Source organism: Yimella sp. RIT 621, from assembly GCF_004146205.1.
Lineage (GTDB): Bacteria > Actinomycetota > Actinomycetes > Actinomycetales > Dermatophilaceae > Yimella > Yimella lutea.
In genome coordinates this window covers 1-13,694 of record NZ_SEIP01000013.1, presented here as the reverse complement: position 1 = coordinate 13,694, position 13,694 = coordinate 1, and the positions used below count along the sequence as shown (strand labels likewise).

General features: G+C 66.3%; 14 protein-coding genes. 10 read left to right on the top strand and 4 right to left on the bottom strand.

Annotation, left to right across the window (positions count from 1 at the left end; translation table 11 throughout):
* The first annotated feature begins 80 nt into the window (after nt 1-80).
* Both EU513_RS15975 and EU513_RS12620 read left to right on the top strand, forming a co-directional pair.
* Complete coding sequence (locus EU513_RS15975; RefSeq protein WP_168990273.1) at nt 81-242, top strand: hypothetical protein; 162 nt, start codon at nt 81-83, stop codon at nt 240-242.
* A 210-nt stretch (nt 243-452) separates the two neighbouring features.
* Nucleotides 453-1,307 (top strand): hypothetical protein, encoded by an 855-nt coding sequence (locus EU513_RS12620; protein ID WP_129626489.1) that lies wholly within the window; start codon nt 453-455, stop codon nt 1,305-1,307.
* 55 nt (nt 1,308-1,362) lie between these two features.
* Here EU513_RS12620 and EU513_RS12615 read toward each other — a convergent pair whose 3' ends face one another.
* From EU513_RS12615 to EU513_RS12605, 3 genes are all read right to left on the bottom strand, one after another.
* A complete protein-coding gene (locus EU513_RS12615) occupies nt 1,363-1,830 on the bottom strand; it encodes a hypothetical protein (RefSeq protein WP_129626487.1) in 468 nt (155 codons plus the stop codon).
* A gap of 342 nt (nt 1,831-2,172) precedes the next feature.
* The gene (locus EU513_RS12610; protein ID WP_129626485.1) at nt 2,173-3,267 is read right to left on the bottom strand and encodes an inositol-3-phosphate synthase; all 1,095 of its coding nucleotides are present in this window, start codon (nt 3,265-3,267) and stop codon (nt 2,173-2,175) included.
* 18 nt (nt 3,268-3,285) lie between these two features.
* Complete coding sequence (locus EU513_RS12605) at nt 3,286-3,852, bottom strand: PadR family transcriptional regulator (protein ID WP_129626483.1); 567 nt, start codon at nt 3,850-3,852, stop codon at nt 3,286-3,288.
* 198 nt (nt 3,853-4,050) lie between these two features.
* On the opposite strand from EU513_RS12605, the gene EU513_RS12600 reads away from it, so the two are divergent.
* The 6 genes from EU513_RS12600 to rplI all read left to right on the top strand — a co-directional run bounded on the left by EU513_RS12600 (nt 4,051) and on the right by rplI (nt 9,683).
* The gene (locus tag EU513_RS12600; protein ID WP_129626481.1) at nt 4,051-6,384 is read left to right on the top strand and encodes a transglycosylase domain-containing protein; all 2,334 of its coding nucleotides are present in this window, start codon (nt 4,051-4,053) and stop codon (nt 6,382-6,384) included.
* Between the two features lie 37 nt (nt 6,385-6,421).
* Nucleotides 6,422-7,825 carry a glycosyltransferase family 87 protein gene (locus EU513_RS12595; protein ID WP_129626479.1) on the top strand — a complete coding sequence of 468 codons (1,404 nt, stop codon included), beginning with the start codon at nt 6,422-6,424 and terminating at the stop codon, nt 7,823-7,825.
* A gap of 128 nt (nt 7,826-7,953) precedes the next feature.
* Nucleotides 7,954-8,241 carry a 30S ribosomal protein S6 gene (gene rpsF / locus EU513_RS12590; protein ID WP_129626477.1) on the top strand — a complete coding sequence of 96 codons (288 nt, stop codon included), beginning with the start codon at nt 7,954-7,956 and terminating at the stop codon, nt 8,239-8,241.
* Between the two features lie 30 nt (nt 8,242-8,271).
* Nucleotides 8,272-8,856, top strand: a complete 585-nt coding sequence (locus tag EU513_RS12585) for a single-stranded DNA-binding protein (RefSeq protein WP_129626475.1) — start codon at nt 8,272-8,274, stop codon at nt 8,854-8,856.
* A gap of 114 nt (nt 8,857-8,970) precedes the next feature.
* Entirely contained in the window at nt 8,971-9,207 is a 237-nt protein-coding gene (gene rpsR, locus EU513_RS12580; RefSeq protein WP_115921520.1) for a 30S ribosomal protein S18, read from the top strand.
* A gap of 26 nt (nt 9,208-9,233) precedes the next feature.
* Nucleotides 9,234-9,683: a 50S ribosomal protein L9 gene (gene rplI, locus EU513_RS12575; RefSeq protein WP_129626473.1), complete on the top strand. Its 450-nt coding sequence runs from the start codon at nt 9,234-9,236 to the stop codon at nt 9,681-9,683.
* Nucleotides 9,684-9,754: 71 nt separating this feature from the next.
* Here rplI and EU513_RS12570 read toward each other — a convergent pair whose 3' ends face one another.
* Nucleotides 9,755-11,104 (bottom strand): MATE family efflux transporter, encoded by a 1,350-nt coding sequence (locus EU513_RS12570; RefSeq protein ID WP_240796046.1) that lies wholly within the window; start codon nt 11,102-11,104, stop codon nt 9,755-9,757.
* Nucleotides 11,105-11,577: 473 nt separating this feature from the next.
* On the opposite strand from EU513_RS12570, the gene EU513_RS16440 reads away from it, so the two are divergent.
* Both EU513_RS16440 and EU513_RS16175 read left to right on the top strand, forming a co-directional pair.
* The gene (locus tag EU513_RS16440; protein WP_239702815.1) at nt 11,578-12,348 is read left to right on the top strand and encodes a C40 family peptidase; all 771 of its coding nucleotides are present in this window, start codon (nt 11,578-11,580) and stop codon (nt 12,346-12,348) included.
* A 651-nt stretch (nt 12,349-12,999) separates the two neighbouring features.
* Nucleotides 13,000-13,694: peptidoglycan-binding protein (locus tag EU513_RS16175; RefSeq protein ID WP_129626469.1), on the top strand; the 695-nt coding region annotated here is incomplete at its 3' end.

Here is a 13,694-nt window from a genome sequence, read left to right as displayed (position 1 = left end):
ATGTGACCAAACAGGTGACCAGATGACTGTGGTGAGCCTATGCCGCCGGGTCCGTCGGCGCGGCCGATCCGAAAACGTCAATGTCGCCAGATCAGCCGGAGCCACAGAAGCTCCCCCAACTGCTCGAGCGCCGTGTGTTCAAGCCGGCCGGGGTGAATCAGACCAGCTACCCGACGACCGCCGGCACGAAGGGTCCGTTCCTGGTCGGTACCGCGTTCGCCGGCAACAGACCTACCCGCTGAACAGTTTCGACCCGTCGGGGTTCGGTGCTGCCGGGGCGCTCGTCAGCACTACCAAGGACCTCAACGCCTTCACCGAGGACCTGCTGAGGTTCGGGGAAACCCGACAGGCCGTCCGGGCGTTGACCCGACAGTAGTTGTCGGCACCTGTCCAACCCCGTCCACGCGACGTACTCTGAAACGACAGGTGAGCCCGCGTCGAAGGGAGCTGTCATGTGGATCGTCCACCCGATCGCCGGTCTGCTGCTCGCGATGTACGCGGGCGTGGTCTGGCAGAAGGGCCACGACGGCAACCGGCGCGCGATCATCCTCGCCGTACTGATGCTGATGCTGACCGTCCTCGGTGCGGGCTGGGTGGTGCACCCGGCGGCAGGAATCACACTCGCGGCCTGCTTCGCGTTCGCCGGCGGCAACATCCTGAAGAAGCACAGCAACCACGGTCTGCGGGTGCTGGCAACGGCCGCCGCCTTCGGTGTCTTCGGGGCGGGGTGGGTCTTCATCCCGCTCGTGGTCGCGACGGCGATCTCGCTGATGAACGGCTCGAAATCCACCAAGCCGAAGGGCAAGGCCGTCGCCAACAGCTGGCCCCCACCGCTGGCCTGGCCGGTCACGCAGCCGGTGCCGCAGGCGTTCTCCCACATGGGCGCCCAGCCGATGCCGCAGCCGCAGAACCTCACCGTGCTCTCGCAGCACCCGCGGTTGCCGTCCGACAGTGCCAAACGCGCCAAGGCGCTCAACCTGCAATGTTTCGAGGCGCTCGCCTACATCGACGAGCGCGGCCCGGCCGGCGACAAGCTGCGCTTCGAGGTCGAGCAGATCCAGCACGACTTCGCGGTCGAGGCGATCGGGGCCTACCTCGCGTTGTCGCCCGCACGGGCCGACACCAGCCCGCTGCGCGACGGACGCACCGGTCAGGACCTTCTCAACGAGCAACTCGACCTGTTGTCCGACGGCGTCCACGCGGTGATGGAGCGGGCCGAGGAACTCGGAGCCGAGCAGATCCTGGCCAGCCACGCCTTCGTCAGCCAGAAGTTCGCCCAGCAGAAGACGTCCGAACTGCAGTTGTGAGCACGCATGAAGAAGGCCCCGGCATCACGCCGGGGCCTTCCTCATGTGCTGGGTGTCAGCCGCAGTTACCCCAGGTCCAGCGGCCGGCGGACGCGTGCGGCCTGGCGTCCCAGCCCGGACGGACGTCGCCCCAGTAGGCGACGCACTTGCCCTTGCCGTACGCCTTCGTGGCTGCGAAGTACTTGTACTTCTTCCAGTCCTGCACGTAGCCGCGACCGTCGTTCGCCACGTCGAGACGCGCGAGCGTCGGGGTGTACGTGCCGTGCCAGGCCACCTTGCGGGTGACGACACAGTTCATCCCGTTGGATGCGTTGTAGGTGAGGTAGACGTCCCCCCACTTCTTGCCGTTCTTGTAGATGCCTCGGTGTCCGTCCTTCACGACGGAATAGCCCGAACCGCACCCCTGACGGATGACGTCCGACGCGCTGTGTGCCGAAGCACCTCCGGCGTTCGCCAGCCCGATCCCACCGATCGCGATCGCCCCCGCAACCGCCAAAGAACCGGTGATCTTCATGTTCCTCATGACTTACCCCCTCCTGTGGAGCGCCGGGTTGCGCACCCACGGAAGAGGTGACGGGTCTCACACCCGAGTCGGTTCCGGCTGAAAGAAGAAAGGCCCCGGTCGCGTGAGCGACCGGGGCCTTTCGACACGTCGAACTACCGTTCTTCTGTGCCCGGGTTTCGATGCGCCCGTCGCGGCTTCGTCCCTCAGCCGCAGGACTTACTCAACCTGCGGGCACCCACGAAGCACGCTTCCTTCGTCAGCGTTCTTCTGTGCCCGGGTTTCGATGCGCCCGTTGCGGCTTCGTCCCTCAGCCGCAGGGCTTACTCAACCTGCGGGCACCCACGAAGCACGCTTCCTTCGTCAGCGTTCTTCTGTGCCCTTGATGAATGCCTCGAGCTTGGTGCGGCCCTCGGTGTCCTCGCGCTGCTCGGGCGGGCTCTTCATCAGGTACGACGACGCCGACAACAGAGCGCCGCCGATGCCGCGGTCCTTGGCGATCTTCGCCGCACGGATGGCGTCGATGATGATGCCGGCCGAGTTGGGGGAGTCCCAGACCTCGAGCTTGTACTCCAGGTTCAGCGGCACGTCACCGAAGGCGCGACCCTCCAGGCGCACGTACGCCCACTTGCGGTCGTCCAGCCAGGCGACGTAGTCCGAGGGACCGATGTGCACGTTGCGGTCGTCGGCACCGACGCCGGCGAGGGACCCGTGCAGGTTGGAGGTGACGGCCTGGGTCTTGGAGACCTTCTTGGACTCAAGGCGCTCGCGCTCGAGCATGTTCTTGAAGTCCATGTTGCCGCCGACATTGAGTTGGTAGGTGCGGTCGAGCGCGACGCCGCGGTCCTCGAACAGCTTGGCCATCACGCGGTGGGTGATGGTCGCGCCGACCTGGCTCTTGATGTCGTCGCCGATGATCGGCACGCCTGCAGCCTCGAACTTCGCCGCCCACTCCGGATCGGAGGCGATGAAGACCGGGAGCGCGTTGACGAAGGCGACGCCGGCGTCGATCGCGCACTGGGCGTAGAACTTGTCGGCCTCTTCCGAACCCACCGGCAGGTAAGACACGAGGACATCGACCTCGGCGTCCTTGAGCGCCTTGACCACGTCGACCGGCTTGGCGGCGGACTCGTCGATGGTCAGGCGGTAGTACTTGCCCAGGCCGTCGAGGGTGTGGCCGCGCTGCACCTCGACGCCGGAGGTCGGGACGTCACAGATCTTGATCGTGTTGTTCTCCGAGGAGTTGATCGCCTCGGCGAGGTCCTTGCCGACCTTCTTGTCGTCGACGTCGAACGCAGCGACGAACTCCACGTCGTTGACGTGGTATTCGCCGAACTTCACGTGCATCAAACCGGGGACGGTCGCGGTGGCGTCCGCGTCCTTGTAGTACTCGACACCCTGCACCAACGAGCTGGCGCAGTTACCGACGCCGACGATGGCGACGCGAATGGAACCCATGAGTGAATCTCCTTGTTGTCAGGGCTTGTGCGGTGACCCGGAGGGGTCGGGTGATGAATTGCGCTCGGTTTCGATCAGTTCGGTCAGCCAGCGCACCTCGCGCTCGGTCGACTCCAGACCATGTCGGTGCAGCTCGGCGGTGTAGCGGTCGCTGCGTTCGCGCCGGATCCTGGCCTGCTCGCGTGCGGTGTCGAGTCGCTCCTCGAGCCGGGTGCGCCGGCCCTCGAGGATGCGCAGTCGCACCTCGCGGTCGGCTCGACTGAAGAAGGCGAAGTGGACATCGAAACTGTAGTCCTCCCACGTCGCCGGGCCGGCTTGTTCCATGAGTGTCTGGAACTGCTCCTTGCCCTCGGCGGTGAGTTCGTAGCTGATCCGGGCACGCTTGGAGGCCGCCGAATCGGTGTGCTCGGTGATCCATCCGCGGGACACCAGTGACTTCAGGCACGGATACAGGGATCCGAACGACACCACCCGGAACGCTCCGAGGATTCCGCCCAGGCGCTTTCGCAGTTCGTACCCGTGCATCGGCTGTTCGTGCAGCAGCCCGAGGACAGCCAACTCGAGGGTGGCGCCACGGCGAGACATGGGACCACCTTTCGAGAAACAAACACGTGCAATGTTCGTGGGAGCTGACATGGAACTACTTTGTCTGCACGACGATAGCTCATCCGATGTATCGAGTCGATACATCGGCGTGTCGACGGTCACCCGCGAACACTCGCGACCGAGTCACCTGATAACGCACGGACCGGGGTTGTCCGAATCTGGCGTTACGCTCGTTCGGTGGCAGACACCGATGACTCGCAAGAATCCCGCCCCGCACAGCGCAGCAGTCGCCGTGCCGTCGGCGGTCGACGTGGCGAGGCAAGGCGCTCCGGACGCAGGAACCAGCCGCTGTGGCTCAAGGTTGCGCTGCGCACGATGCTCGGTTTCGTCATTCTCGGCCTGCTCGGCTTCGCCGCCCTCGTGTTCGTCTACATGCGCACCGAAATCCCTCAACCGAACGCCGACGCCGCCAAGCAGGTCTCGATCGTCTACTACAACGACGGGAAGACCGAGCTTGACCGGTTCAGCTCGGTCAACCGCGAGGACGTCGAACTCGCCAAGGTGCCGCTGCACGTCCAGCGGGCGTTCCTGGCCGCCGAGGACCGCAAGTTCTACACCAACAACGGGGTCAGTGCGACCGGCATCGTGCGTGCGTTCTGGACGAACCTGCGCGGCGGTCAGCAGCAGGGTGGTTCGACGATCACTCAGCAGTACGTCAAGAACTACTTCCTGACTCAGGACAGGACCGTCAGCCGCAAGCTGAAAGAGGTCATGATCTCGATCAAGATCGACCGCAAGTACACCAAGGACGAGATCCTCAAGAACTACCTGAACAACATCTTCTTCGGGCGTAACTCCTACGGCATCCAGTCGGCCTCGAAGGTCTACTTCGACAAGGACGTCTCCAAGCTGACCCCGGCCGAAGGTGCATTCCTCGCCTCGGTGATCAACGCCCCGGGCATCTACGACCCGGCCAACGGCGAGCGCGCGAAGACCGCCGTCCGTGGACGCATGGACTACGTCCTCAACGGCATGGTGGACATGGGCTGGATGACTCAGCAGGCCAAGGACCAGATCCGCTTCCCGGCGGTGCAGCCGCGCAAGGCGCCGACGTACGGCAGCGGGCCGACCGGCTACATCACCGCCTCGGTGCGCAACGAGTTGAAGAGCACGCTGAAGCTCAGCGACGAGGACATCGACCGCGGTGGTCTGCGGATCACGACGACGATCGACAAGAACGCGCAGGACGCTGCCGTCCGGGCCGTCGAGGACAACGTCCCCGCGGTCTCGTCGATCCCGCTGCGTGCCGGACTGGTCTCGCAGAAGCCGGACGGCTCCGTGGTCGCGATGTACGGCGGCAAGGACTACCGCAAGAACAACTACAACTCCGCGACCCAAGCCGCTCCGCAGGGAGGATCGAGCTACAAGGCCTTCGGCCTGGTCGGTGCATTGGAGAACGGCTACAGCCTGAACAGCCGCTTCGACGGCAACAGCCCGGTCAAGCTGCCCGGTCTCGACAAGCCGCTGCAGAACAACCTCGGTGTGTCCTACGGTTCGGTGGATCTGTCGTTCATGATGAAGAAGTCGGTCAACACGGCATTCCTTCGCCTCAACATGGAGATGGGTCCGGCCAAGACCCGTGCCGCGGCGATCAAGGCCGGCATTCCGCAGACCAGCCCCGGTCTGGCCGACGACACCACGAACATCCTCGGTACCGCCTCGACGCGCGTCATCGACATGGCTCGCGCCTACAGCACGATCAGCAGCGAGGGGAAGCGCGCGACCCCGTACTTCATCAGCAAGGTCGCCAGCGTCACCGGTGACTACTCCTACGCGGCCGAGCCGAAGACCGAACAGACCATCGACAAGGACGTCGCCGCTGACGTCGTCAACGCGATGGCCGGTGTCAACGAGGCAGGAGGCACCGGTTACCCGTCGCTGCAGGGTGCCGGATTCACGCGTCCCTCGGGAGGTAAGACCGGCACGACCGACGAGTTCAAGGCCGCCTGGTACTCCGGCTTCACCCCGAACCAGCTCACCACGTCGGTCGGTATGTACGCCGGCGACGGTACCGATTCCTTGCGAGAAGCCGCCGGAGCCGAGTTCTACGGCGGTGCCGTGCCCGCGACGATCTGGGCCGAATACATGAACGCGGCACTGAAGGGGCAACCGGTTGCCAAGCTGCCGGAGCCCGGCAACGTGAAGGGCAAGCAGCCTGCCACCAAGTACGTGCCGCCGCCCGCGACGACCCGCCGTCCGACGGCGACGTCATCGAGGCCGGCGCCGCCCGCGACGACCACGACGACCACGACGACCACGTCGTCGCCGACCTCGAGCCCGACCTCGACGCCGAGTTCGTCGCCGCCCTCGACCACGACGTCGAGCAGCACGTCCACCACCACGGCACCGACGACGACGTCCGCGCCGCCGAGCACGACGCAGCCGTCGGTCCCGACCAGCACTACGCGTCCACCGGCGACCACGACGGTGCCGCAGCCGACCGCACCGGCCGCCCAACCCACCGCACCGGCAGCCCCGGCGGCCGCACCGGCATCGGTCCCGGCTCCCTGATCGCTTCGTCCGTCGTGACCGTCGTATCCTGCGCAGCGTGACCGGGCCCGCGAACGACGACCTGCGCCTCACCGTCCCCAGTCGCGGGGAGGGGGTCGCCGGTTGGAGCAGTCAGGTGATCGGCGGACCCGTCGGGCGCTACGCCGCAGTCGGTCGACGGGGCATCTCCTACTCGGTGACGGTGCTCAGTGCGCTCGCGTCTGTGATGGTCGCGCTCGGCGCGTTGAGCAAGACGTATTGCATCAGCAACGGTTGGGGAGCGCCCGACTCCTTGTGGCGGACCTGTTACTCCGACCTGGCCGTCGGGCTCACCACCGAAGGTGGGCCGTGGGCCAAGGGGTCGGCAGGGGACAACCAGCCGGTGCTGACCGCTGTCCTGCACTGGGTGATCCGACAGATCACGCCGGACGGCTCGACGCTCGCGGTCCAGCAGTACTACTTCGCGTTCGGGGCAGTCGTGATCGCGTTGTCGGTGGCGGCCGCAGTCATCGCGCTGGCCGGCGCCCTGCGTGACACCCCCTGGCTCGCCGCTCACCTGGCGCTCAGCCCGGTGCTGATCACCGCCTCGCTCGTCTCCTTCGACGCGTTCGGTGTCGCGCTCGCGACCATCGGCCTGGTCCTCTGGCTCCGGGACAATTCGCTGGCCGCCGGCGTGCTGCTCGGGGCGGCGGTCATGGCGCGCACGTATCCGTTGATCATCGTGGCGGCCATTGTGCTGGTCGCCCTGCGCGACCGGCGCACGGCCGACCTGACCCGTCTGCTCGCCGCAGGTACGGCCGTGGTCGTCGCCTGTTTCGGGGTCGCTCATCTCGCCGGAGGCGATCCCTTCACCGTGTACCGCACCTGGAACGCGGCAGCACCCGGCTACGGCTCACCGTGGTTCGTGCTGACCCTGCTGAAGGTTCCGGTCGCTGCGTCCACCGCGACCTGGCTGGCGGTCGCCGGCTGGGTGCTGGCGCTGCTGGTGGGCGTGTACCTGGTGCGTCGTCCCAGGCACCTGACGCCACTGCCTCCCCTTGCGCTCACGATGCTGGTCATCGTGATGGCCACCGGCAAGACCTTCCCGGTGCAGCAGGCGCTGTGGATCCTTCCCTTGCTCGCGCTCACCGCCGTCCGTTGGCGTGAACACTTGCTGTGGGCCGGGGTCGAGGTCGCGTACTTCGTGTTGACGATGCTCTACATCGCCTCACGTTCCGACGTCGACAAGGGCGTCCCGGCAGCCCTGTACCTGGTGTTCGCTCTCATCCGGTTGATCGCCTGGGGCGCGATCACCTGGATCAGTTGGGAGACGGCCGAGGAACTTCAGGACTTCCATGACCCGGACGGTGCCGCGCGGCACGAGGAATGGACGACACGGCAGTCGTCCACAGCCGCGGACGAAGGGACCGGCTTCTCCACAGGCGACGGCCGCGATTCGCTGATTGTCAGCGACCGCCTCTAGACTGACCGACGTTCTGCTCACCGTGGACGACGCCGTCGGCGCCGCTACCGGGACGCAGGACACGCAGTAAACCTCCTGTCACGTCAGATCGACGTGGCCGCTCAAGACCGAAGGAGGTGGGTTTACGCATGCGTCAGTACGAACTCATGATCATCCTCGACCCCGAGCTTGACGAGCGCACGGTCCAGCCCTCGCTGGACAAGATGCTCGCAGTCGTGACCAAGGATGGTGGCACCGTCGACAACATCGACCTGTGGGGCCGCCGTCGCCTGGCTTACGACATCAAGAAGAAGTCCGAGGGTATCTACGCCGTGGTCAACATGACCGCGGAGTCGGCAACCGCCAAGGAGCTTGACCGCCAGCTGGGTCTCAACGAGTCCATCCTGCGCACCAAGCTGCTGCGCGCCGACGCCTGATTCCTCTTCGTCACGAGTTAGGACAACACCATGGCCGCCGGCGACACCGTCATCACCATCATCGGCAACCTCACTCAGGATCCGGAACTGCGGTTCACGCCGTCCGGAGCCGCTGTCGCGAACTTCACCGTGGCGTCCACGCCGCGGCAGTTCGACCGTCAGACCAACGAGTGGAAGGACGGCGAAACGCTGTTCATGCGCTGCTCGGTGTGGCGTGACGCCGCCGAGAACGTCGCCGAGTCGCTCAACCGCGGCTCGCGCGTGATCGTGTCGGGTCGCCTGAGGTCGCGTTCGTTCGAGACCAAGGAAGGCGAGAAGCGCACCGTGGTCGAGATGGACGTCGACGAAGTCGGCCCCTCGCTGCGCTACGCAACCGCAAAGGTCAACAAGACCCAGCGCGGTGGCGGCGGCAACTTCGGTGGCGGACAGCAGGGCGGCTCCGGCCAGGGCGGCAACTTCGGCGGCGGTGCGCCGCAGGAGGACCCGTGGGCCACCGGTGGTTCGAACAACTACGGCGGGGGCAACTCCGGGGGAAATTCCGGGGGCAACTCCGGTGGTGGCCAGCAGGGCGGCGGATGGAACGCCGGCCCCGGCTACGACGAACCGCCATTCTGATCCACCGCTGATCGAGTCCTGACTCAACCGGTGCGGGCGAGAACCCCGCACCACTCATCAACATCACCATCCCGAGTTCGCTCGGGCTCCCTGAAGTAGAAGGAGAGCACCACGATGGCCAAGCCCGTTGTGCGTAAGCCCAAGAAGAAGGCCAACCCGCTGAAGGCGGCGAAGGTCGAGAAGATCGACTACAAGGACGTCGCAACGCTGCGCAAGTTCATCAGCGACCGCGGCAAGATCCGCGCCCGCCGCGTGACCGGTGTGTCCGTGCAGGAACAGCGCCTGATCGCCAACGCCGTCAAGAACGCGCGCGAGATGGCCCTGTTGCCGTACTCGTCGTCGGCTCGCTGAGCCCCGGCGTAGGAAAGGACACAGACATGAAGATCATCCTGACCCACGAGGTCCACGGCCTCGGTTCCGCCGGTGACGTCGTCGACGTCAAGGACGGCTACGCCCGCAACTACCTGCTTCCCCGCAGCCTGGCCACCCCGTGGACCAAGGGCGGCCAGAAGCAGGTCGAGTCGATCACCAAGGCCCGCGAGGTCCGCGCTGTGAAGTCGCTCGACGACGCCAAGGCGCTCAAGGGCTCGCTGGAGAACGCGAAGGTCAACCTGCAGGCACGCTCCGGTCAGTCCGGCCGCCTGTTCGGTGCAGTCACCACCGCCGAAATCGCCGACGCGGTCAAGGACGCCGGTGCTGGCAACGTCGACCGTCGCACCATCCAGGTCAAGCAGCCGATCCGTTCGCTCGGTGAGCACGAGGTCGAGGTGCGCCTGCACCCCGAGGTCGCTGCCACCCTCAAGCTGAACGTGGTCGCCGCCAAGTAAGGCTCGACCCGGCAGTCACGGCTGCGGCCCCGCTCGTCACGAGCGGGGTCGCAGTCCTTTCTGTCCCGGTTTCAGCGCGCACCGACCACCAGCCACGCGTCCGAACGCGCGCGTTGCCGTAACGCGAACCAGCGCGCCGCCATGAACCAGGCCAGCGCTCCCCAGAGCAGGGCGATGCCGACCTGCGGTGACTTCGAAGTGCCCAGCTCGCGCGCGAGCAGCAGCACGGGCACGTACGCGGCCAGGGTGGCGATCGACAGCCATGCGAGAGCCCTGTTGTCTCCGGCGCCCATCAGGACGCCGTCGAGCACGAACACTGCTCCGGAGATCGGCTGCGTGACCGCCAGCACCAGGAGCGCGACCGTGAGAGTCGAGCGCACTTGCGGGTCGGAGGTGAACAGCGGGGGAAGGATCCAAGCGGACGCGGCGGTGATCACGCCCAACCCGAGTCCGCCGAGCCAGCCCCAGCGGGTCATCAAGGACGTGGCGCGCCGCGCGTAGGGAGCGTCCCCGGCGCCCAGGCCGGTACCGATGAGTGCCTGCGCGGCGATGGCCAGGGCGTCGAGGGCGAAGGCGAGGAGGCTGAACACGTTCATCGCGACCTGGTGAGCAGCCAGCGGGATCACTCCGAGGGCGGCTGCCACCCAGGTGGTGAGCAGGAACGCCGCACGCAGGGCGATGGTGCGGACCAGCAGCGGGGCGCCGACACGGGCCGCCGCCAGGACGTCCCCGGGGTGGAAGGCGAGACGGGCACCCGCCGCACCTGCCCGGCGCAACACCAGGAACGCGAAGGCCGCCGCGGCGCCGCTCTGCGCGATCACCGTGCCGATCGCCGACCCGGCGATACCGAGGTCGAGCGGATACACCAGAAGATAGTTGAGGATCGCGTTGGCGGTGAAGCCCGCGGTGGCGATGACCAGGGGAGTGCGGGTGTCCTGGAAGCCCCGCAGGACTCCGGTGGCGGCCGACACGACAAGCAGGGACGGGATGCCGAGTGCGGCGATCCGCAGGTAGGTGACTGCCGGATCGAGGACGGCGCCGTCCGCTCCCATGACCCGGCACAACGGCTCGGCGAAGACCGCAACCCCGGCAGCGGTGGGGACGCCGAGCAGAATCGCCAACCACATACCGTCCACCCCGGCCTCGAGGGCTGCCGTCCGTCGCCCGGAACCGATACGACGAGCCACCACCGAGGTCGTCGCGTAGGCCAGGAAGACGAATACGCCGGCGGCAGTGAGCAGGACGGCGGACGCAACTCCGAGAGCAGCCAACGGCACGGTGCCGAGGTGACCCACGATCGCACTGTCGGTGAGTAGGAACAACGGTTCGGCAATGAGCGTGAGGAAAGCCGGTACGGCAAGACGGAGGACGTCGCGTGGATCGACCGGGGCGACGTCCATCGCGGATGAGTCGCGGTTCACAGGCCGCTGCCGGCCCGAGGTCGACGGTACTGAAGTGAAATGGGTGGCGCCTGTGCAGCGGAATCGCGCATGTGGGACACGCTACCGGCCCACCGGGCTGGGTGCCATCTCGAATATTGGGACACAAAGATCCCACGATGTGGACGCGCGAGAGGGGTGTGGAGGGTCCCTGTCGGGCGGTTAAGCCGAAGTCCCGACATGCCTGCAATAGCGCGGATAATCACGGAATGGTCACGGCCGGGTGGTTGGCCGTTGAGCGACTCCTCGTCGAGGGCCCCTGCGGAGCCCTGTGTGCAGCCTTGACGAAAATTTTGCCTCCGGTTCGGAACCGAACCGAGTTTGGTGCACAGTAGTGCGGGCGCCACGCTGACTTGGGGGAAGCAGAAGCGCTCAGCAGTACCGCGGCCGACCACTTCCGGTCGACCGCGCAGCTTTGTCAACACGTCGTCAAGTGCCGAAGGGTCTTCCCCGCAATGGGTTCCTACAAGCCTCGCCATCTCAAGCAGGAGCAGAGCGTCGTCTCCTCCATCGTGAGCCGCCGCGGTCTGGCTGTTGCAGCCGCCACCGTAACCGTGGTTCCGGTCGCTCTGTCCGAGTCCGCCAGCGCAGCTCCGGCTCCCGCCGCGGTCGCATCGTCGGCCAAGGCCGCTCCGATCAAGGCCGCCGGTGCCTACAACGTCAGCTACGGCGCACGTGGCTACTGGGTCGAACTGCTCCAGTACCGCCTGCAGCGCAAGGGCTACGCCATCGCGAAGGACCGTTCGTACGGTCCGCAGACCCTCTGGGCGGTCAAGTCGGTTCAGCGCCGAGCCGGTATCTATGCCAACGGTTATGTCGGTGACTCCACCTGGCGCGCCCTCGGTGGAGTGCCCGGCGGCGGGTACGTCTCGCGTAGCGCACCGCGCACGAGCACCAGCGGGTCGTCCATCGTTCGCATCGCGCAGCAGTACCACGGTGTTCCCTACGTCTGGGGCGGCACCACGCCGAACGGCTTCGACTGCTCCGGCTTCACGCAGTACGTCCATCGCAAGGCCGGCAAGAGCATTCCGCGTACCGCCAGTGCCCAGCAGGCCGGCGCACGCCGCGTCTACAGCCCGGTGCCCGGCGACCTAGTCTTCTCCGGTTTCCCGGCGTACCACGTGTCGATCTACGCCGGCAACGGCTACGAGGTGTCCGCGCGTATGCCCGGTACCTCCATCGTCACCAAGAAGATCTGGGGCTACAAGAACTACGGTCGCTACTGATCGTCAGCCCCTGCTCGACATCTCAGCTTGCCCCGCACCTGATCGGTGCGGGGCAAGCTGCGTTTTCGGGCGACGAAGGCCAGCCCTCGCGCTGTGTCGGGAAGTCGTGATGCACGCTTGACCAACCGAATCGTGTGCCGGGACGTCGTTCGACATCGGCGCGTTTGTGCGCTCAGGCGTGGTGGCCAAGTCGGCTGTGCGACAACCGAGTTGGCCGTGATCGGGACGCACGCAGGGCCGGCGGAAATTGCTGCGCACATGCTACTTCGTCGACGGTCGACGTCGCCGTGACGTCCGATATCTCAAGATGCGAGATAATTACAAGAAACCCGTGTTTCGGCGTGTCGTTCGATTCGTCCGTTCGGCGCCCCTGGTATGCGTGCGGCGCCAGATGTCAATGATGGCGCGAAAATGTGCACGTTCAACCACCGTCTTCCGGGTTGTCGCTGTTGCCACATACGTCACATGAATCCCATGTGCAAGAACTGACACGCCGCTTTACATCACTCACGACTACCCCAGAACTCCCAGAGCGGGCATAGTCCTTCCGGCAGCCCGTCCCCGGTCTACCGGGACGTCGTCACCCTGACCGATCAGGAGCGAGCGGCTGACCGAAGACACGTACGACGGACTACGTATCGAGAGGGCCCGATGACGATCACCACGCCTCGGCACCAGAAGCAGCGCCCGGGTCTCCTGGGCAAGGTTGCCGCCCGCAAGTCCCTCGTTCTCGGTGGAACGGCCCTCGCCGTCCCCGCGACGGCTGTCGGCACGATGACAGCCCCGGCGCAAGCCGCTGCGCCGGTTCAGGCAGCGCGACCGGCCGCGACGCCGATCGCCGCGACGCCGGTCAAGACGGCTCCTACGGCGCCGACGAATGTGGTGAGCCTGCGCTACGGCTCGTCCGGTGCGTTGGTGAAGGTCGTCCAGCAGCGGTTGAACATCGTGGTGGACGGCGACTTCGGTCCGGCCACACTGCGTGCGGTGCGTGCTTTCCAGACGCAGAAGAACCTGTATGTCGATGGTGTCGTCGGTCCGGTCACCTGGCAGGCACTGGGTGGCTTCCCCACCTCCGTCACTGCGGAGCCGCCGGCTCCGCCGACCACCCCGCAACCGCCTACGCCGGGGACGCCCACCACCCCGCCGCGGACCGACGGTGTCGTGAGCCTGAGTTACGGCTCGTCCGGTGCGTTGGTGAAGGTCGTCCAGCAGCGGTTGAACATCGTGGTGGACGGTGACTTCGGTCCGGCCACACTGCGTGCGGTGCGTGTTTTCCAGACGCAGAAGAACTTGTACGTCGATGGTGTCGTCGGTCCGGCGACCTGGCAGGCGCTGGGTGGCTTCCC